15 protein-coding genes and 2 pseudogenes are annotated in these 19,221 nt (G+C 58.6%); 7 read left to right on the forward strand and 10 right to left on the reverse strand.

The genetic code is table 11. The annotated features are described in order from the left end of the window. Positions 1 to 347: 347 nt before the first annotated feature. The 4 genes from ACZ5YA_RS13150 to ACZ5YA_RS13165 all read right to left on the reverse strand — a co-directional run bounded on the left by ACZ5YA_RS13150 (position 348) and on the right by ACZ5YA_RS13165 (position 5,119). On the reverse strand, positions 348 to 1,184 hold the full coding sequence (locus tag ACZ5YA_RS13150; protein WP_251881173.1) for an SDR family oxidoreductase: 837 nt from the start codon (positions 1,182 to 1,184) through the stop codon (positions 348 to 350). A gap of 107 nt (positions 1,185 to 1,291) precedes the next feature. After that, positions 1,292 to 2,707 (reverse strand): aldehyde dehydrogenase family protein, encoded by a 1,416-nt coding sequence (locus ACZ5YA_RS13155; protein WP_464092658.1) that lies wholly within the window; start codon positions 2,705 to 2,707, stop codon positions 1,292 to 1,294. A gap of 117 nt (positions 2,708 to 2,824) precedes the next feature. Beyond that, on the reverse strand, positions 2,825 to 3,790 hold the full coding sequence (locus ACZ5YA_RS13160; protein WP_118934707.1) for a PDR/VanB family oxidoreductase: 966 nt from the start codon (positions 3,788 to 3,790) through the stop codon (positions 2,825 to 2,827). A gap of 33 nt (positions 3,791 to 3,823) precedes the next feature. Continuing rightward, positions 3,824 to 5,119 carry a cytochrome P450 gene (locus ACZ5YA_RS13165; RefSeq protein ID WP_118934709.1) on the reverse strand — a complete coding sequence of 432 codons (1,296 nt, stop codon included), beginning with the start codon at positions 5,117 to 5,119 and terminating at the stop codon, positions 3,824 to 3,826. 310 nt (positions 5,120 to 5,429) lie between these two features. On the opposite strand from ACZ5YA_RS13165, the gene ACZ5YA_RS13170 reads away from it, so the two are divergent. Further along, a complete protein-coding gene (locus ACZ5YA_RS13170; protein ID WP_464092659.1) occupies positions 5,430 to 6,140 on the forward strand; it encodes a TetR/AcrR family transcriptional regulator in 711 nt (236 codons plus the stop codon). A 283-nt stretch (positions 6,141 to 6,423) separates the two neighbouring features. Further along, a complete protein-coding gene (locus ACZ5YA_RS13175) occupies positions 6,424 to 7,947 on the forward strand; it encodes a tyrosine-type recombinase/integrase (protein WP_081398509.1) in 1,524 nt (507 codons plus the stop codon). 51 nt (positions 7,948 to 7,998) lie between these two features. Here the strand turns inward: ACZ5YA_RS13175 and ACZ5YA_RS13180 are convergent, their stop codons facing one another. Next, complete coding sequence (locus ACZ5YA_RS13180) at positions 7,999 to 8,538, reverse strand: JAB domain-containing protein (RefSeq protein ID WP_319308247.1); 540 nt, start codon at positions 8,536 to 8,538, stop codon at positions 7,999 to 8,001. A gap of 252 nt (positions 8,539 to 8,790) precedes the next feature. Between ACZ5YA_RS13180 and ACZ5YA_RS13185 the strand changes: the two genes are divergently transcribed. The 4 genes and pseudogenes from ACZ5YA_RS13185 (at position 8,791) to ACZ5YA_RS13200 (ending at position 10,687) form a co-directional block, all read left to right on the forward strand. Next, positions 8,791 to 8,931 (forward strand): DUF3606 domain-containing protein, encoded by a 141-nt coding sequence (locus ACZ5YA_RS13185; RefSeq protein WP_306653495.1) that lies wholly within the window; start codon positions 8,791 to 8,793, stop codon positions 8,929 to 8,931. A 33-nt stretch (positions 8,932 to 8,964) separates the two neighbouring features. Further along, positions 8,965 to 9,183, forward strand: a pseudogene (gene ligD / locus ACZ5YA_RS13190) (non-homologous end-joining DNA ligase LigD); the annotation flags it as partial. Between the two features lie 566 nt (positions 9,184 to 9,749). Next, positions 9,750 to 10,144 (forward strand): annotated as a pseudogene (locus ACZ5YA_RS13195) (transposase); the annotation flags it as partial. Between the two features lie 117 nt (positions 10,145 to 10,261). Next, positions 10,262 to 10,687, forward strand: a complete 426-nt coding sequence (locus ACZ5YA_RS13200; RefSeq protein ID WP_464092660.1) for a DUF4113 domain-containing protein — start codon at positions 10,262 to 10,264, stop codon at positions 10,685 to 10,687. Between the two features lie 1,830 nt (positions 10,688 to 12,517). Here ACZ5YA_RS13200 and istB read toward each other — a convergent pair. Both istB and istA read right to left on the reverse strand, forming a co-directional pair. Then, complete coding sequence (gene istB, locus ACZ5YA_RS13205) at positions 12,518 to 13,300, reverse strand: IS21-like element helper ATPase IstB (RefSeq protein ID WP_123787013.1); 783 nt, start codon at positions 13,298 to 13,300, stop codon at positions 12,518 to 12,520. Further along, positions 13,300 to 14,313, reverse strand: a complete 1,014-nt coding sequence (gene istA / locus ACZ5YA_RS13210) for an IS21 family transposase (RefSeq protein WP_123788106.1) — start codon at positions 14,311 to 14,313, stop codon at positions 13,300 to 13,302. Before istA ends, istB begins: the two co-directional genes overlap by 1 nt. Before the next feature lie 101 nt (positions 14,314 to 14,414). Here istA and ACZ5YA_RS13215 point away from each other — a divergent pair, with 101 nt between their 5' ends. Continuing rightward, on the forward strand, positions 14,415 to 15,956 hold the full coding sequence (locus ACZ5YA_RS13215) for an IS3 family transposase (RefSeq protein WP_123787012.1): 1,542 nt from the start codon (positions 14,415 to 14,417) through the stop codon (positions 15,954 to 15,956). Here ACZ5YA_RS13215 and ACZ5YA_RS13220 read toward each other — a convergent pair. The 3 genes from ACZ5YA_RS13220 to ACZ5YA_RS13230 all read right to left on the reverse strand — a co-directional run bounded on the left by ACZ5YA_RS13220 (position 15,863) and on the right by ACZ5YA_RS13230 (position 19,203). Continuing rightward, the gene (locus tag ACZ5YA_RS13220; protein ID WP_123787011.1) at positions 15,863 to 16,588 is read right to left on the reverse strand and encodes a porin; all 726 of its coding nucleotides are present in this window, start codon (positions 16,586 to 16,588) and stop codon (positions 15,863 to 15,865) included. The genes ACZ5YA_RS13215 and ACZ5YA_RS13220 overlap by 94 nt on opposite strands. Before the next feature lie 467 nt (positions 16,589 to 17,055). Continuing rightward, positions 17,056 to 18,156, reverse strand: coding sequence for a cupin domain-containing protein (locus tag ACZ5YA_RS13225; protein WP_123787010.1), 1,101 nt, complete (start codon positions 18,154 to 18,156; stop codon positions 17,056 to 17,058). 69 nt (positions 18,157 to 18,225) lie between these two features. Next, positions 18,226 to 19,203: a Bug family tripartite tricarboxylate transporter substrate binding protein gene (locus ACZ5YA_RS13230; protein ID WP_123787009.1), complete on the reverse strand. Its 978-nt coding sequence runs from the start codon at positions 19,201 to 19,203 to the stop codon at positions 18,226 to 18,228. Positions 19,204 to 19,221: the final 18 nt, after the last annotated feature.

Raw genomic sequence — 19,221 nt, forward strand, 5'->3', positions numbered from 1 at the left:
GTCAATGCATCATTTTGTCTATTGACTGCAAGCATTAGACGAGGATTGAAACTCTTCGTCTATACCTGAAACTAGGTATATCTTCTTATGGCGAAAGGGAATTTTCTGGGTTACAACTGATAACATCGCAATAAATTGATGTATTTCGCATTAATGCGAAGTCTTCGCGGCGGACCGATAGCTGCCAGGCGGTGCGCATCTCGAAGTTGCCCTCGGATGGCTTCGCAAGAAAAAGCCCGCCGGGTCAGGGCGGGCCTTGGTTCAATCTTCGCGGCCAGGTTCCTGGCCGCACTGTCAGATGGCTGCTTGGCAGGCCGGCCGTTGCTGGCCGGCAAACGCCGTTTCCATCAAAGCACGAAGCAATCCGCCGAAGCGCGCACCGTCATGTCGCTGACCGAAACGCCCCAGGGTTGATCGATGGCCAGCAGGACCGCGTCGGCGATCGATTCAGGCTCCAGCGGCATGTGCGATATGCTCTCCGGATCGCGGGAATGGGGCGGCAAGGACCCATCCTGCAGGCCCTTTATCATCGCCGTGAATTGCTCCATGTTGTTCCCGACTATGCCAACGGCGGCAGCGTGGTTGACCACGGAGCCGCCCAGTCCGGTGCTGGGCACGCCCGTGGGTTTGATCGTCGTCACCTTGATCTTTCCGCGCGCCTCCATTCTCACGGCTTCCGACATGAAGTTGACTGCCGCCTTGGTGGCCCCATAGATCGCCGCGCCCACCACGGGAAAATTCCCGTAGATGGACGAGATGTTGACGAAGTGACCGCGTCCCTGGGACATCATGGCGTCGTGGGCGGCGATCATGCCGTTGAACACACCCTTCATATTGATATCGATGCAGCGCATCCAGGCATCGTAGGCAAGCGCGTGATCGGCGACAAAAGCCAGCGGCATGATGCCTGCGTTATTGAGCATCACGTCGATCGAACCGTATTCGTGCACGCTGGCCGCGACGAGGCGCTTCAGGTCATCCAGAATGCGGACATCGGCGGCTAAGGCCTGCGCCCGCCCCCCGGCCGCAATAATGCCCGCGACGGTTTCCTTGGCCGCCGCCGCATTGACGTCGCCACACGTCACCAACGCACCGCGCGCAGCGGCCTTCTGCGCGACCAAACGGCCGAAGCCTCCGCCTGCGCCGGTAATGACGATGGTCTTGCCTGAGATGTAGTCGTTCATGGTGTTTTTCCTTGTATGCCTCGATGTAGGCAAGCCGCTTGCGCAGAGCCGCATGGCTGCCATGTGCGTACCTTGCCGTCGTATCGGTCTATCGGTGCAATGACGCGTCAGGAGCCGCCCTGCGTTCGATGCGGCCGCTTCACCGACACCGTCATGGGCACCGTGTACTCCAGCAAACCATCGACCCCGTTCTCGATGCCTATACCCGATTGCTTGTGCCCGGCCATGGGCTTGGAGGGCTTGAGAGTGTGGATCTGATTGACCCAGACAGTGCCGGTGTTCAATCGCAGTGCGACCCTGGTCGCGGCCGCGTGATCGCTCCCCCACACCGACCCGCCCAAGCCATACTCGCTGTCGTTGGCCCGCGCAATCACTTCTTCCTCGTCGCGGAAACTGAGCAGCGGCAGGATCGGACCGAAAGGTTCCTCGCGCACCACGCGCGCCGTATCTGGCGGGTTGTCCACCAAGGTGATTGGAAAGAAATAGCCCTTCCCTTCGGGGACTTCTCCGCCGGCCAGAAAGCGGCAACCCTGGCTGCGCGTGTCCTCAAGCAAACGCTTCAGCCGCTCGAACTGACGGCGATTCTGCACGGGACCGAGCTGGACGCCCTCGACGTTGCCGGCCCCGAGCCGGGTTTCACGCGCCAGCCTCGCCAGCGCCTGCGCCATCCGGTCGTAAACATCTTCGTGGATGTACAAGCGCTTGATGGCAAGGCAGTACTGCGCGCTGTTGGCGAATGCCCCCCAGAAGATAAGGGGCGCAATCGCGTCGATATCGGCATCGGCCATGACGATGGCCGCGTCGTTTCCGCCGAGCTCAAGTGTCAGCCGCTTCAGGTTGCCTGCTGCGCTAGCCATCACGGCGCGACCGGTTTGGGTCGATCCGGTGAAGCTGATCTTGTCGATGCCCGGATGCTCTGACATCAGCGGACCCAGCGCGTCGGACCCGCTGATGACATTCAGCACGCCCGGCGGCAACACGTCGCGCAGCAACTCGCCCAGCTTCAATGTCGCCAGCGGTGTAAACGGCGAAGGCTTCAGCACCATGGTATTGCCCGTGAGCAAGGCGGGCGCGATCTTCCAGATGGCCAACACCAGCGGGAAATTCCAGGGCACGATGCCGCCGACCACCCCTAGCGGCACGCGCAGCACCCTGACCAACTCTTCGGGCGACTCGGTGCTTACGTCGGCGGGAAAATCCAACCCAGCCGTCGCCGTGCACCAGAATGCGGCGGCCATCACCTCCTGGCGCGCGGCCGCAAGCGGTTTGCCTTGCTCCCGCGTCAACAACTGCGCCAACGTTTCCTGATTGGACACGATGACTTCACCCACCCGGGCGATCAACTTTCGCCGTTCTTCCAATGGCAGTCCGGCCCAGGCGGGCGCCGCGCGCCGCGCGCTGGCCACGGCTTCGTCCAACTGCCGCGGCGCGGCGTCGGGCGCGCGAGCCACGACCTGCTCCGTGGCCGGATCGAGCACCTCGATGCGCCTTGACGCATCTACGGCCTTGCCATCTATGGTCATGCTGAATTCAATGGGATTTCCCATGGTGATTCGGACCTCAATGTTGCGGGCCTGGCAAAACGTCCATCGGCCGCGCGTTGGCTGACGGCGCTCGCTACCGAGCGCCGTGACGAACAATCAGAGATCAAGCACAAGCAGCGGCGACTTGGCGCGCGAGCAACACGGGGTGAACTGGTCGCCGCTTGCATGCTCTTCGTCCGTAAGGAATACGTCGCGATGGTCCGCCACCCCTTCCACCAGCCGCATGACGCAAGAACCGCAGGAGCCCTCGCCGCAGGAGGTATAGATGTCGACACCCGCAGCAAGCAGCACGGACGCCACTGATTGGTCCGCGGGCACATGGAACAACTGGCCGGAACCGGCGAGCTTTACGTCGAAGGCGGTGTCCTGCGAGACATCCACGGCCTTGGCGCCGAAGTGCTCATACCGCACCCGATGCTTCGCGATGCCAGCCCCATCCGCCGCCCGGCAGACCCATTCGATGAAGCCGGCGGGACCGCAGACGTAGATCTCTTGCGTTGCGCCCGTTTGGGAAAACAGTTCATCCGGACGCAATCTCTGCTCATCGGGCTGGTCGTCATAGTGGAAGATGACGTTTGCGCTGAAGGCGGACTGGGCGATGCGGTCAAGAAAGGCCGCTTTCGATTGATTGCGAACGCAATAGTGCAAGGAAAATTCCGTCCCCGCCGCATGCAGGGTTTCCGCCATGCACAGCATGGGCGTAATGCCTATGCCTCCCGCGAGCAGGATGCTCGGGGCCTGCGGCTTGAGCGGGAAGTGGTTGCGCGGCATGCCGATCACAACGATGGCCCCCGGTTGCAGGGTTTCGTGGATCGCAACCGAACCGCCCCGCGACTGGGGATCCCGCAGGATGCCGATGACGTAGCGGTGCCGTTCCGACGGCGCGTTGCACAGCGAATACTGCCGCACAATGCCAGGAGCGATGTGTACATCTATGTGGGCTCCTGCCTCGAAAGGCGGCAGGTTGCCGCCGTCCAGAGCTTCCAGTTCCAGACTGATGATGTCGTCGGCTTCCTGCCGCCGGTGCGTAACGCGCACTGAACTCGTTACTTGAGATTGCATCGCTAATGCTCTACGGAATGAGGGGAAGAACCGCTAGTTCATGAAGCATCGAACAGGTAGATGCTTGGGGCCGCCGACGAAACGCGAGGCGCTCATGGTCATCTCGCCTGCCAGCTCTACACGCTGCAAGCGCGGAATCATCTCTTCGAACAGCAGGCGCATCTCCATCTTTGCCAGGTGTTGCCCCAGACAGATATGCGTTCCCAGCCCGAAGGCCAGGTGCCGATTCGGCTTGCGGTCAATGTCGAAAGCAAAGGGATTCTCGAAGGCTTCCTCGTCACGATTGGCCGAGCCGTAGCACAGCATCAACCAGTCGCCCTTGCGAATCTGGCGGCCGCGGATTTCGGTGTCTGCCACGGCGGTACGCATGAAATGCCGCACCGGGGACGCCATGCGCACCGCTTCGTCAATGAACTGCGGGATCAGGCCAGGATTGGCTTGGAGCCTGGGCAAAAGCTCCGGATACTGGCCGAGCGCCCACATGGCAACCGCGGTCGACGACGAGGTCGTGTCGTGCCCTGCCGTGGCGATGATCACGTAGTAGCCCAATCGGCTGTCCTCGCTGATGGGGACGCCGTCTATGACCGCATTGGCAAGCAGCGTCGCCACATCATTGCGCGGATTCGCACGCCGGTCGGCCGTGACCTTTTCGAAGTACGCGCGGAAGTCGGCCACGATGGCCAGCGTGTACTTGGCCAGCGCCTCGGGATCGCTGGCGCGCGCCTGCCCCGCACGTTTGAGTTCGGGGTCTTCGCTGCCGAACAGCTCCTGCGTCAACAGCAGCATCCTGCTTTCGTCCTCGGGCGGCACGCCCAGGATGTCCATGATGACGTGCAGCGGATAATGCAGCGCAATCTCCGTGGCGAAATCGATGACCTCGCCGTCGGCGGCGGCAAGCTTGTCGACGGTACGGGCGGCCAGGTCGCGGATCCGCTCATCCAGCTTGAGTATGCTGTTCGGCATGAACCACGCCTGCGTCAGTGATCGCAGCCCCTTGTGCTCCTCGCCGTCGACATGCACCAGCGACCTGATGCCGCCGTTGTGGCTCCCGCTTACGGCCACGAGCTGCTGAATCGTCGCCTTGGGGGAACAGATAATGGCGTAGTCGCCATTGCGGAAAGTCTGGGTGTCGCGCGATATCGCGGACACGTCCGCATGCTTGGTGACGACCCAGAAAGGATCGAAGCCGTCGTTGATCGCTCGCCCCAACGGGTTGTTGGCACGCGCCCATGTGTAAGTGGCATGCAGTTCATCAATGTCGGCATAGACCTGAGCATCAACCAGGACTTTCGAGACATGGCCGGGCAGATCGAAATCGGTATGGTTCATGATGTGGGGCGGGAAGGTGGAAGGGTCGATTCGAGGGGCGATGCATTACTGGACGGCTGCGATCGTCCAATAGGCATAAACCACTCAATAAATCAGAATTCAAATTCTGATTCTATTATTGAGAGGCGCCGGCCCCTCTTCAATGCGGGGTTTCCCTAGGCCCGCTCAGCGCCAGGCAAAGCGCTCGTTACCGCCGCGCCTTCGGCAAACGGCGTCCGCCATAAGAGAGAGCAGTGGCCTCGCTTGATTGTTAAGAGAGATATCGCCTGCTACTGCATAATGTTGCACTTCAGGTTGGATAGATGTTGCCATGGCCACCTCTCGATCACAGAAAGCAATTACCAAGACGACACGCGCCTCCGGGGAGCGAAAGGCTCCCCGCGCGGCTCCGAAATCACCAGCCGCTCCCCGCCCTCCCCAGCAATTGCGCAGCGAGGAGTCGCTGGCCAAGATGATTCGCGCTGGCAGAGAGTTGATAGAACGACATGCGAACCTGGACCTGGTGCTGATCAATGACGTAATACGTCTGGCGGGCACATCCATCGGCGCGTTCTATGGCCACTTCCAAGACAAGGAAACCTTTCTTGCGGCAGTCCTGGACGCCGCGGTCGCGGAAACCCAGGCGGAAGCCGACAACCTGGTCTGGCAGGACGCCGTCTGGACCGAAGGCACCGCCTCCGATATGGTCGCGGCCCTAGTCGATTACTACGTCCGCGGCTGCCGCCAAAACCGGGGAATCTTCCAGGCTCTGCTAAAGGTTTTTTCGATGGACCGCCGGGAATCGAGTCCGCTGGTCGCCCTGAATCGCCATATGAGTGCCCTGTTCATACCCGCTCTGGCGCGAAAAATGCCGGTCCGGGCAGGCGAGGATGTCGAATTGGATATCCAGATCGCCATGCAGATGCTGTCGGGAACGCTCAGCGTCATGATGCTGACGGACCCGGGGCCGCTGCACCTCGCGGACGATGCAATCAAGCAGCAATTGACGGAAAGGATGCGGCGGATACTGCGCTTGGCCTGAAGACGGCCGCTTCGTGCGGCAGCCCGGCCGCACGCCTGCGCCAGCAGCAAAAAGGCCGTCAGCGACATGTCGTTGACGGCCTTTCTTTATTGGTCGGGGCGGTGGGATTCGAACTCACGACCCTCTGCTCCCAAATTAGAAACGCGCGAACGTCGGCGAACGTCAGCGAACGAATAACCAACTGATTCATAAGGCTTTATACAAATTTCCTTGTTCATCGACGTTCGCTAATGTACGCTGACAGCCGCGAAAATGTTGTCCCATATGTTGTCCCATATGGCGCATGAGGCAGAAGAATGGAGAGATTCGAGGAAATATGACGAGATACCCAAAACGCGGAAAAGGTGCGCGGTGGACCGTCAAAGAACTGGAAGCGGTACCGGCGGAATGGGTCGGTGATCACCTGGCCGATGGGGACGGCCTGACTGGGGAAATCCGCATTCAGCGCGGCACGATGGCCGTGGTGTGGCGATACGCCTATCGCATGGGCGACAAGGTAAAGAGATTCTACTGCGGCTCATGGCCGGAGCGCACACTCGACGAGATCCGCTCCGCCAGGAACAAAGCGCGGGCGGACATTAAGGCGGGCCGCAATCCGTCAGCCGTCCGCGACTTGGAAAAAGCCCAAATGCGGGAAGCTATGGCAGCTGAATCTGCCGCTGTAACCGCCGCTGAAGAAGAGGCCACGACCGACGCCCTGTCGTTCCAAGAGATGTATAAAAGCTGGCTAGAATCGGGAGTGAAGCGAGCAGATGGCAACACCGAGGTGAAGCGCATCGTTGAAAAGGACGTGCTTCCCTTGATCGGTGATACTCCCGTGCGATCAATTCGCGAGAAGGACATTGAGCGAGTGATCCGCTCGATTGTCGGCCGCGGTTGCAATCGGCTTGCCGAGGTGACCTACCAAATACTGGGCCAGATGTTCCATTGGGCAGAAAAGCGCCAACCATGGCGAAAGCTGCTTTCGGAAGGAAATCCGGTTGAGCTGGTTGAGCTCGGGGTGCTCCTGGCGGACGATTACGACCCGGATAACGCGCGCGAACGCGTTCTCCCGCCTATTGAGATTGTCGAGCTCCAGACTCGATACCGCGAGTTGGAGGAGCAGTATCTCGCTTCGGATGACAAGCGAAAGAGGAAGCCTCCATCCAAGGCGTTGCAGGCAGTTTCCTGGATCTGTTTGAGCACGCTATGCCGGATAGGGGAACTGCACCTAACCGAAATTACGCATCTCGATCTCCGAGAAGGTACGTGGTTCATTCCCAAGGCGAACGTCAAGGGCAGAAAATCACAGAAGCGGGACCACCTGGTCTTTCTGTCACCCTTCGCAGTCAAGCATTTCGAGACCCTTGTCAGCCTGGCAGGATCATCCCGCTGGCTCCTACCTTCGCGCGACAATGATGACGCGGGGGTAGACCAACCGATGTACAAGCAGGCCTTTACTAAGCAAATCAAAGATCGGCAAGCCATGTTCAACGGACAGCCCAAAGCACGCCGCGCTTCGGACAACTCCCTGGTGCTCGGCAAAGGCCATAACGGCAATTGGACGCCTCATGATTTACGGCGAACGGGGTCGACCATCATGGAATCACTGGGCATCGATCCAAACATCATCGACCGCTGCCAAAATCACGTCATTCACACGGGCAAGAACCGTGTCAGGCGGCACTACCAGCTCTACGACTACGCCGACGAGAAGCAAGCAGCATGGGCGAAGCTCGGCGACTATTTGGGAAGACTGCTGTCGGGAGCCGTGGCGCCGGCCGAGCTTCAAAAGCGGCTGACCGCCAAGCAACTACTCGCGGCGTAAAAAAAGCCGAAGACCGTTCGGTCTTCGGCTGTTGGACGCAGGCGGGCAAGCCTAGATCAAGCCCATCTTGGCCATAGAATGGCCGCTACCTGCCGCCACGATCACGTGGTCGACCAATGTCACATTGACCAGAGCCACGGCGTCCTTCAAGCGCCGCGTAACCTCAACGTCCGCCCTGCTTGGCTGCGACGAACCCGAGGGATGGTTGTGGGCAATCAAGATGGAATGCGCGTTGTGCCGAATAGCCGCCTTGACGACCTCGCGTGGATACACGCTCGTCTCAGACAGCGTGCCTCTGAACATTTCCTCGAAAGCGATCATTCTCAATTGCGCATCAAGGAACATTACGCCGAACACCTCCTCGTCCGACAGCGCCAGGCGCGTCACGATATAGTCGATGGCGGCGGACGGCTTGTCCACTGGCAAGCGACTACCCAGCGCCCCCTCCAATTGCTGTGCAGCCGCACGTAGCAGCTCTTCCGGGGTTGCGGCTCGATAGAGGCCGCCCGCCTCGCATACAACCGGGGCGCCCTGGACATCCTGCGGCACCTGCCTTTCTCCTGCCCAGGCGCGACTGAAACTTAGTTGCATTGCTCTCTCCAATAGCAAGGGTTGCCTACCAACCCATTAATGATCGGTCGTCAACAATGGAGGGTGTCAGAATTGGGGACTCGCCATGCGCAGTCAGCTCTTACCAATGGACATTGGGCTATACCTAGAGCTCACACCTAAGAAGCCAGCTTTCCCGGGCACGCCATTTGCTAACTGGACTCGGTTCCACCTTCTCAAAGGAGCGGCAATGTCTGACGATCTTAGTACCGCGGCCCGCAAGACCGCGCCCGCGTGAACGTCAATGAGGCTCACGAGCTCAAATATTGGTCGCGTGAATTCGGCGTCACCGAAGACAAGCTTCGGCAGGCCGTAAAGGAAGTTGGCGTTTCCGTCGACGCGCTTCGGAAGCACTTCTCGTCGCCCCCACGCTGAGGCGACGCATCCCCACCCTTGGCTGGCAACCGCCATTTGTCGCAGACGCTGCCACAACTGTTCGTTGCTAAGAGCGGGCCCAAGATCCGAATAGGCATAATCTTTGTCGATTACCTTCGCATCGGATTTAGCGCCACGACCGCTTCGGCGTGGTCAGCAAGGGCGCGGCCGGGACTCGGTGTCTCCGTGCCGCTCTCTTGGGAAGAACTGCCACAGCTGTCCAGCTGGGCGCAATGGACCATCACCAACGTAGTCGCTGACAAACGTCCGTTGTGCCTGAAAATTTGACGAGCGTGGCTTGCTTGATCAACCGACTGGCATGGGTCAGGTGCGGTCTGTCACCAAGGACGGATCCCGGCCAGAAGCGGACGCAGGCCATGAAGTTTCCATCGTCCGGTGCTGAAATCAAAACGGACGTTGATGGCCGGCATTCCACGAATCCGGCCACCTCAAAATCAGTGAAGCTCTCTGCTTGAGGGAGCTCGGCGGCCGGTGTGCTTTAGGTGGTCCTAGCGGGTCGCGCAGGTCGGGGCAGCGGAAGGGCTCAATCCTTGAGCGTTTTGAACATGTCTCGGATCTCATCTTCGGAATCGGGGCCATTCAGCCGGGGGCACAAGGGAACGACCACACAGCTGAAAAAAGTGCTGTTCGTAAATTGATTCTAGGTGGTGATTCCCCCTGGACGGGCAGAAAGCCTGAGGCCCGCGTTTTTACGCTCACAGCATTGTTCCAATCCTGCGAAACCATCCTTCAACTGAATCGCCCCGGATTTCCTAGACACCCAGTTGCCTCACAATTGAGGCGATATGGAGGTGTGTATGGAAGGCAAGGCATCGCGGCAGCGATTCTCAGAAGAGTTCAAGGTGCAGGCTGTAAAGCAAGTCACCGAGCGGGGGCACAAGGTCGGCGACGTAGCGACACGATTGGGCGTGAGCACGCACAGCCTGTATGCGTGGCTCAAGCGGTATTCGGGTAGCCCTGAACAGCGTGCGCAGCAAGATGGCCAGAGCGCAGAGGTCCGTCGGCTTAAGGCTGAGCTTAAGCGGGTGAGCGAGGAGCGCGACATCCTAAAAAAGGCCGCCGCGTACTTTGCCAAGCAGTCCGGGTGAAGTACGCGTTTATCAAGGCCCATGAAGAGCAACACGCTGTGCGTCGCCTATGCGCAGTTTTGGGGGTGCATCCCAGCGGCTATTACGCCTGGAAGGTGACCCCGAGCCGGATCAACATGAGCAAGACACCGATCCAGTATTAGAGGCCGCATGAATCAGGTTCCAACTGCCTTGACAGACACCGCACCCGGGCGGCGATAAAGCTGCGGACGCAGAAAAGCTTGGTTAATCAGGTGATGGTGTTCGCACACACATCACCTTTCAAACCCGTCGCCCGATTCTCCCGCAACTGCGTCGTGCCTCTCCCCGCACCGACTGGAGACACGAGGCAAATCGTGGGCGCAGCTGTCGCCGGCGTGCGCCGCATGTTCGAGCCAGGGTATCAACTTAGCAAGGCCGGTGTCATCCTGCTGGACCTTCAGCCGGAGGGCGTGCACCAGGGCATGCTGGACCTTGGGGACTTGCAGGAAGACCAGACCGCGCTGATGTCAGCGCTCGACGAGATGAACCGGCGATACGGCCGCGGCACGATCAGTGTGGCCAGCGGAGGAACACCGCAGGACACCCGCGGCTGGCATATGCGGCAAGAACGCAAGACCCCGTCCTATACGACAAGCTGGGCCGAGCTGGCAGTCGCGCGGACCTGACGCGTCGATAGTCCCAGATGGGGATAAGGCGATGACGTCTTGGTGACGCTGATCGGACGAGGTAGCGGGCCGTCGAGGCCATGACCAGGTCGACCGGGTGAATTCCAAAACCTTTTTATTCTTATTCTTCTGGATGGCTGAATCAGAGGAGAAAGAGAATCTAGAAAAGTTTTCGCATCAACCTGGTCACCTTGGTCAGCAAAGAAAACCCCACTGTCGCAGCGACTTTTTCCTACCGGACCATGCTGACCAAGCGGAGTAGCACCGCTTGCTAAGTAATGCAGCTGGGACGAGGTGGCGGCCAGCTGACGCCACGACCAGCTCGACCGGGTGGAATCCAAAACTATTTTCTTCTTATTCTTGTGGTTGGATGATTTAGGGACAGAAGAGAACCTAAAAAGTTTTCGCAACAACCTGGTCATCCTGGTCAGCAAAAAAGCCCCAACTGCTGCAGCGGCTTTTTTGCTACCGACCCCTGCTTACCACGTGGAGCAGCACCGCCCACAGCAGCATCATGCAATTCCCACCAACGTCGCTGTTGACCACCAGTCTTAGCTGCCCTTCGCAGGGTGCCGGTTGAATGGTCTTGCAAAGCCGTGGTCCGTAGTCAACCGTCGCCATCGCCTACTGGAAGGGGAAATTGCCCCGGTCGTAGAACTCGAGTGCGTGCTTAGTAAGGGCACCTTAGTTAGGCGACATTTCATACCGGAACCGGGACGCTTCTACATGCCCAGACTGAGCCACATTGGACGTTTTGCTGGACCAATCTTTGGAGACAGCCGCTAGTTACCGATGTGGTTGATGTCGCATGAAGCCACTAAGAACAGGCGCTAGGCCGAGCTAGGAGATCGTCCCATCTCACGGGTGGACGCACCTTCACATCTTCATTCCGTCATATCTCAAAGCCCGCCTTTTAAGAAGCGATTTAGAAAAAAGCGAGAAGCTAAGACCTATGAAACGAAGCGCACAGTCTCCGGTTCCCGCAGGCCAGCCAAAATGCGGACTGAGCTAGCGCCCTGTGTCCCACAGGTGGGTGCTGGGGGGGTGATCGAGTGAAGGCCATCATTTTTCTTCGCATGCGTTTTCCGAAAGCGCGGTGAAGTTGCTTAGGCCTCACTTGGTAAATGCTGGCGGCTTCAGCGCCAAGCCTTGCAGTTCGGGGGCGTGCTGGTGCCGCGACCCGGTAGAGGAGCGACTTGGGGAATTGTCACCTGCCCACCTAGGGTGTGTCTCGACGCCTACTAGCCGTGCGGAACCTGAGCTTGATGCAAAGCCCGCTCGCTCTCCAGTGCCATTGGCACACTCGGTGGCGGTTGCCCGGCGAGGGCGCTCCGAAGTAGGGTGGTCACCGTCCGAAACGGGGCTCATCCCATACCCTCCGGTAAAGGGGGCGGTGTTGATTGATATCCGCCTTTTTAGGAGGTAGCAAGCGATTCGTTGCGTGTACCTCTTCACCCTCTGGCAAGCCCAACGATTGGCATTCAGTTGCTCGTGCACGTGACACCAATCTGCGGTCGCAAGGATTCTCGGCTTAGATCTCATGCGAAGCCGCGTACGATTACGGCCGCAAGCCTCTGTTAGTAAACATGCAGGCTCTGCGTCAAATAATAGCGCTTTGTGACCGACCGTTTAAAACGGCACCTTGCTCGCTCGCCTGCGTGCTGCGAAGCCTTCAAATCCTGGACAGCCAAGGTAGATGTCAACGCCGATTTAAATCTGACCCACTTCCAGTCGAATCGCCGAATTAAATCTGACCCACCCGGGTCTTCTTCCTTGCGCTGCTCGGCCGCGTAGGGCGTAGCCCGAAGCGGCCGAGCAGCGCGGCGCCGGTCATGCCGCCGACGTCACCCTCCTTGCCGCCTGTCCGGCCTTGCGCTTGTCCTTCAATCGGAAGCTCTCACCGGCGATCTGCACGATGTGCGCGTGATGCAGCAATCGGTCCAGCATGGCCGCCGTCAGCGTCTGGTCGTCTGCGAAGGCACCCGCCCACTGCGTGAACGGCAGGTTGCTCGTGAGGACCATCGAGCCGCGCTCGTAGCGCTTGGCCACGACGTTGAAGAACAAGGTGGCCTCGTCCCGCCCGAAGGGCAGGTAGCCGATCTCGTCGACCACCAGCAGCTTGGGCCCGAGCACCGCTCGGTTGAAGTATTCCTTCAATCGGTTCTGCGCCTTCGCTGCGGCCAACTGCATCATCAGGTCGGCCGCCGTGATGAACCGGGCCTTGTGCCCGGCCATGACGGCACGCTGGCACAGTGCCAGCGCGATGTGCGTCTTGCCCACACCGCTGGGCCCGAGCATCACCACGTTCTCAGCGCGCTCGACGAAGGCCAGGTGACCAAGCTCAACGATCTGCGCCTTCGGTGCGCCGCCGGCCTGGGCCCAATCGAACTGCTCGAGCGTCTTGATCGACGGCATCGTCGCCAATCGCATCAGCACCGTGCGCTTGCGCTCCTCTCTCGCCGCTTGCTCGCTGGCCAGAACCTTCTCCAGGAAGTCGGCGAAGCTGGCACCATCGCGTGCAGCGTCTTGTGCGAGTGCCGGCCAGTCGCTCCCCAGCCGGGCGAACTTCAGCTGCTCGCACAGCTCGGCAATGCGGTCATGCTGCAGGCTCATCACACCACCTCCACCAGCAAGGCGTCGTACACGGCCAGCGGATGCTGCAGGCTCTCGACCGGCAGGACCACGCGCTGTCGGATCGGTGTCGGCGCCTTTAGGGCCGGCGCGGCCAACATGACCGCGCGTTCCTCGGCCAGGCGCACCGCCGGCACGGCCTTGGTGGTGGCGTGCACGCGGGCGTTGGCCACCTCGTCGAGCCAGCGGCGAACATGGACGTTGGCAAGGTGCGCGTCCAGTCGCAGGCCACTGGCTTCGAGGGTCGCCGCCAGCGGCACCAGGAAGCTGCCCTTGAGGTAGGAATTGAAGCGCTCGACCTTGCCCTTGGTCTTGGCTCGATAGGGGCGGCACAGCCGAGGCTTGAAGCCGCAGCTCTCGGCGAGCTCACGCAGTTCGCTGTTCCAGCGGTGCTGGCCCTCGCCGTAGGCATCACGCTCGATGACGACGGCCTTGGTGTTGTCGAACAAGACATGTTCGGGCACGCCACCGAAGTAGTCGAACGCCTCGCGCAGCCCGGTGCACAGGGTGGCGACGTCCTCGCCCGAGCAGGCAACGAACTTCACGTAGCTGGCGCGGCTGTAGCCCAGCGTTGCCACCAGTGCGATCAGCGGATCGCGGCCTCGGCGAACGTAGGTGAAGTCGGCCTGCATCTGCTCGCCTGGCAGCGTCTCGAACCGCACCAGCGGCTCGGGCTCGTTCTTCTTCAGCGGCGCCAGCCAGGCCTTCAACTGGCTGATGCCGCCCGTGTAGCCGCGTTCTTGAATCTCGCGCAGCAGCACCGTCGCAGGAATCCATCGGGGCCTGGCTTGGCCGATGCGCTCATGCAGATAGCTCTTGTATTCGTCGAGCTTGCACGCTCGCGGCTCCCGCGGTCCGTACCGCTGTGCGGCCTGGTCCCGCAGATACCTGCGCACCGTATTGCGCGAGCAATCCAACTGCCTCGCGATCGCTCTGACGCTCTCGCCCCTTCGGGCCATCACTCGTATCTCCACTGCTTGCTCCTGAGTCAACATCAGCAGCCTCACAAAGGCTGCCATCGTGTCCCAGGTGGGTCACTTTTACTTCGGCGCAGTGGAGGTGCGGACGAAAACTTGGACTCCTTTGGAGATAGTTCATGTATTCGTACGCAGAACGCATGCAGGCCGTGCAGCTCTATATCAAACTGGGTAAGCGCATAGGCGCTACCATTCGTCAGCTCGGCTTCCCGACAAAGAATTCACTCAAGCAGTGGTATCGTGAATATGAACGTCATCTCGACTTACCGGCAGGCTATGTACGCACCGTGCCATGGTATTCGGATGAGCAAAAGCGAGTCGCTGTGGAGCACTATCTGAGCCACGGCCGTTGCCTGGCACAGACCGCGAAGGCGCTGGGTTATCCTTGCCGCACAACGCTCTCGGCTTGGATTGATGAACATGACCCTGACGCCAGGCGACGCGTCGTTGGAAAGGTCGGAACCGCCAAACCGCGATCAGAGCAGCAGAAGCAGGCCGCAGTGATCGATCTGTGCTCCAGGCGCGAGAGTGCGCGTGATGTGGCTGAAAAAGTTGGCGTGAGCCGCCAGACGCTGTACAACTGGAAGGATCAGCGACTTGGCCGCGAGGCCCCTGCATCCATGACACGCCATCGCGATTTACCACAGACAGCCGACCGTGAGGAACTGCAACGCGAACTTGAGACCTTGCGTAGAGACGTTCAGCGCCTGCAGCTTGAGCACGACTTGCTAGAGAAGGCCAATGAACTGCTAAAAAAAGGCCTGGGCATCGACCTGCAGCTCCTGACGAACCGGGAGAAGACGCTGCTGGTTGATGCCCTACGACAGAGTCACACATTGCCAAAGCTCCTCGCCCGGCTTGGCCTTGCCCGCAGCTCCTACTTCTATCACAGAGCTCAGCTGCAGTTAGGAGACCGGTATGCCGATATCCGCCAGAGCATTACGGATCTGTTCGAGGCCAATCATCGCTGCTATGGTTATCGTCGAATTCATGCCGCGCTGGCCAATCGGTGCATGCGTACATCGGAGAAAGTCGTGCGCCGCCTGATGAAGCAGGAGCAACTCGTGGTCGCAACTGCAAAACGGCGTCGATACAGTTCCTATCAGGGAGAGCTGTGTGTCGCACCGACAAATCTGATCGATCGTGACTTCCAGGCTGCGGCGCCAAACAAGAAGTGGCTTACCGACATCACGGAATTCCAGCTGCCGGCAGGCCGGGTGTATTTGTCGCCTGTGATCGACTGTTTCGACGGACTTGTGGTGAGCTGGTCGGTGGGTACGCGTCCGGACGCGCAGCTCGTGAACACCATGCTGGATGCCGCCATTGAGACAATCGCCGATGGCCCCGATCTGCCTATTGTGCACTCTGATCGCGGTGCCCATTACCGGTGGCCGGGGTGGCTCTCGCGAATGCACGAAGCACGACTTACCCGCTCAATGTCGCGTAAAGGGTGCTCACCGGATAACGCGGCCTGCGAGGGCTTCTTCGGACGGATGAAAAACGAGATGTACTATCACCGTGACTGGACCGACACGACGATTGGGGAATTCATGCATGCGATCGATTCCTATATTCGCTGGTATAACGAGCATCGCATCAAACTCTCGCTCGGCGGAATGAGCCCCATGGAGCACAGGCAGCGCCTGGGAATTACAGCATAATCAGTCCAAGATTTTGTCCGCACCCCCCAGTGGGGAAAATTGAAATGCCGTTGACAGTTCGATGAGGTGCCCATTGGAAACGATGCTGAGCCAAGGACGATGGGCACCGGATTTGCGCCGCGTCCGCCTCTTTTTTCGTCAATGGCCATTGCAATGCCCCACTGCGCTTGGTCATATTTTAGCAGCCCCGACCAGCCGCGGCATTGAACAGAGTTGCTGGAACTCTCGCCCGCGCAATTTGCAGCGACGGACGTATCTCTTCCAAGCGAGTAAGTCGCTCCCACGGTGAAAGGCCCAAATCTATTGCGATATGCGATCGAGTTGTCTGACCTAGCATTTGGAATGTAGCTATCAAAACTTGCCATGCTCAAAGCTGATGGTCCGATAATATCCGCATCGACTTGGGCCCAAAAACTCATTGTGTACTGTCGACCGAACGTAAGCGTTCCCCATCCTTCGTCAACACCAACAGTCGCTGATCGACCAAACAAACGGCCATTTTGTCCAGACGCTCCGTTGTCAAGGAAGAATCCGCTCTCTAGATTAAATATTGCATTGACTGAAGAGCTGATTTTCTCAGAGCCTCTAATTCCGAATCTCGACGGTAATTGGCCTCCGGTAAGGGTGGTCATACGTGTCGTTGACCGGCCGTTAACGTCAGAGTGAGTGATGTTTTAAACGGCTCCATCGATCGCTCCGTACAAGTTATATGCCGTGTTATTTTGTGCGTGCAGAGAAAGTGCTAACAAAGTAACTATTGTGCCCAAGGCAGTTTTTTTTCAATATAGGCTCGACCGGCATGAATAATCTGTCGACCTGAAAGGTCGAGATTATCTTATTTTTGAATGTGACGCACCCTCGACGTCACCTAGTATCGAATATGTGTGCGGCCACTATTGTTGGTTAACGAATTTCAGGGCTGGGTATGTTTTTCTTACCTTGCCCATCGTCCGCAATTTTCGTTGTTGTAGGCCGCCGAAAGGCGATGCGTCGTGACTAACATGAGCGCGATTTGCCGGCGGTGCCGACAACGCGCTCATATTTTTAAAGTGATTAGGTTTTTATTGAAATTGTTGTTGGTGGAATCGTATTCCGACCATTATTTTGCGCGACCGTCTAGCGGTTTAGCTGGCCAACTGATGCTATGAACTGCCGAGGTCGGCTCCTCGCGATATAAGTGTGCTGCTTCGAGAAGTGGTGCGTCGCTGACGCTAAACAAGGTAGCGCCTTCGACGCCCGCTTGGTGTTCGTGCCATGCCCAGGGCGGTACGACGAAGACGTCCCTGGGGCCATAAGTGAAGCGCTTTCCTTCTATAACGCATGTGCCGGTGCCTTCGACAACGTAGAAAACTGTACTTGCGGTTCGACGATGCCGGTCTCCGTTGAAACCTTTGCGCAGTTTTTGTACAGCGCAGCGCATCGTCGGAAGTGCTGGTCCCCCGGTTCTCGGATCGATGTACTCTACGATCACGTCATCGTAGGGGCTTGCTTTTCCGCCTTCGCAATAGAGATCCAGCTGGCTCTTCACTACCTTCCAGGGATATCTGTAGGCCATAGGTCCGCTTGCCTGTTTCTCCCAGAGCGGGCGAACCACGCCAACACGTTCACTGATGTATTCGCTTCGCTCCGTGCGCACGGGCTGAGTTGTCTCACCAAGTGGCTCATAAGCCATCTGCCCCATAGCAGCCATCAGTGGAACGTCGAGTACGTCAAGCCACAGTCCTATTCCGTCACTCTCGTTGTGATGGTCATGCCAGCACCATGCGGGGGTAAGAACAAGATCGTTGACTTCCATATCCAGGCATTCGCCGTCAACGACAGTGTAGAGACCAGGGCGCCCTTCTATGACGAACCTTAAAGCAGCGATTGGGTGCCGGTGGGCCCAAGCAACTTCGCCCGGCTTCACGATCTGCATTCCTGCAACGATGGTCTGCGATGTACCACCTCGCTCAAGATCAGGATTCAAGAAACAAACATTTCGGCGCGCAGTCTCGCTGCTGGTCATAACCTCGCACGCTTTATCTAGCTTTCTTTTGATTAGTTCCCAACTCCATAACATCGGGCGGGCGCCGGCACGAGGTCCGCCTATGACTGATTCCATCATCGCGTCGTACTGCCACTGCCCCCGCATAGACGCCTCTGCTAACTCCTTGTCGAACTGCTCGAAGGCAAGCTTATTATCAAGTTCACTATGTCCCACAGTGTCTACCTCAGGTTATTTAACCGCGTCGCTATTGAGCATTGCGTAAGTCAGGCAGGGGCACAGATGTCAGTCTTTGACTATGCCCGCGCGAGTGATGATTCCATCCCACTTCTTGAGTTCATTCGGAACGAAAGTGACCATTTCTCTAGCGGGCATCGGCCGAACCGTAAGCCCTACGCCAGCTAGCTTGGTCTCGACTGCGGAGGTTGTTAGTGCTTTGACCAAGGCGCTGCTTAGTGCATCGGTCAGGTCCGAAGAGGTAGCGGCCGGCACGAATACGGCCGCCCAAGGAGAAAGGTCAACTGCGCTCATTCCTGATTCCGCGAACGTAGGTACCGATGGAGCGAGCGGACTGCGCGCACTCCCAACGACCGCCAACGCTTTGACCCTGCCTTCCTTCACCTGTTCAAGAACACTTACCGTCGTGGCAAACATCACCTGCACACGGTTGCCCAGTAAGTCTGTAATCGCCTGTGCCTCACCGTTGTAGGGCACTGCATTCATCTTGATTTGAGCTTTCTGAATAAGCTGTGCCGCTGCAATATTTCCTGTTGAATTACCATACGCGTAATTCAACTTGTCGGGATTAGCCTTGGCAAAAGCCACTAATTCGGCGACAGAGTTGACAGGTATAGATGCATTTACGTACATGAAGAAAGCGGATTCGCCTAACATGCCGATGGGCTTCAGAGCCGTCGCCGGATTGTAAGGAGGCTCTTTGCGTGAGAGTGGAACCCAGAGCAATTGGGTGGTGGTACCCATCAGCAAAGTCTTGCCATCTGCGGCAGATCTCACGACATACTGCGCGGCAATAGACCCTTCGGCACCTGGGCGGTTCTCGACAACTACACGTTGGCCAGAGGTCTCTTCCAAACCAGATGCGACTATCCTTGCAAGTGCATCCACCGAGCCGCCAGCTGCAAAGGGAACAACGAGCTTAATCGGGCCTTTCAGCTGCTCCGTGGCTTGCGATGTATTTGGCTGAAGACTGGCCAACACTAAAAGTGCGCCTAGTCCACGAACAATGCTGTTCTGGAAAATCATGTGTTCCTCCACCGGTTC

The organism is Achromobacter sp. JCM 18799, assembly GCF_055395645.1.

What these genes read in the sequence shown, in the direction of transcription:
- ACZ5YA_RS13165 (WP_118934709.1), bottom strand. Translation starts at nt 5,119, where the DNA reads ATGAACCATACCGATTTCGATCTGCCCGGCCATGTCTCGAAAGTCCTG.
- ACZ5YA_RS13230 (WP_123787009.1), bottom strand. Translation starts at nt 19,203, where the DNA reads ATGATTTTCCAGAACAGCATTGTTCGTGGACTAGGCGCACTTTTAGTG.
- ACZ5YA_RS13155 (WP_464092658.1), bottom strand. Translation starts at nt 2,707, where the DNA reads ATGACCATAGATGGCAAGGCCGTAGATGCGTCAAGGCGCATCGAGGTG.
- istB (WP_123787013.1), bottom strand. Translation starts at nt 13,300, where the DNA reads ATGAGCCTGCAGCATGACCGCATTGCCGAGCTGTGCGAGCAGCTGAAG.
- ACZ5YA_RS13180 (WP_319308247.1), bottom strand. Translation starts at nt 8,538, where the DNA reads ATGCAACTAAGTTTCAGTCGCGCCTGGGCAGGAGAAAGGCAGGTGCCG.
- istA (WP_123788106.1), bottom strand. Translation starts at nt 14,313, where the DNA reads ATGTTGACTCAGGAGCAAGCAGTGGAGATACGAGTGATGGCCCGAAGG.
- ACZ5YA_RS13215 (WP_123787012.1), top strand. Translation starts at nt 14,415, where the DNA reads ATGTATTCGTACGCAGAACGCATGCAGGCCGTGCAGCTCTATATCAAA.
- ACZ5YA_RS13220 (WP_123787011.1), bottom strand. Translation starts at nt 16,588, where the DNA reads ATGACCACCCTTACCGGAGGCCAATTACCGTCGAGATTCGGAATTAGA.
- ACZ5YA_RS13160 (WP_118934707.1), bottom strand. Translation starts at nt 3,790, where the DNA reads ATGCAATCTCAAGTAACGAGTTCAGTGCGCGTTACGCACCGGCGGCAG.
- ACZ5YA_RS13175 (WP_081398509.1), top strand. Translation starts at nt 6,424, where the DNA reads ATGAGGCAGAAGAATGGAGAGATTCGAGGAAATATGACGAGATACCCA.
- ACZ5YA_RS13170 (WP_464092659.1), top strand. Translation starts at nt 5,430, where the DNA reads ATGGCCACCTCTCGATCACAGAAAGCAATTACCAAGACGACACGCGCC.
- ACZ5YA_RS13150 (WP_251881173.1), bottom strand. Translation starts at nt 1,184, where the DNA reads ATGAACGACTACATCTCAGGCAAGACCATCGTCATTACCGGCGCAGGC.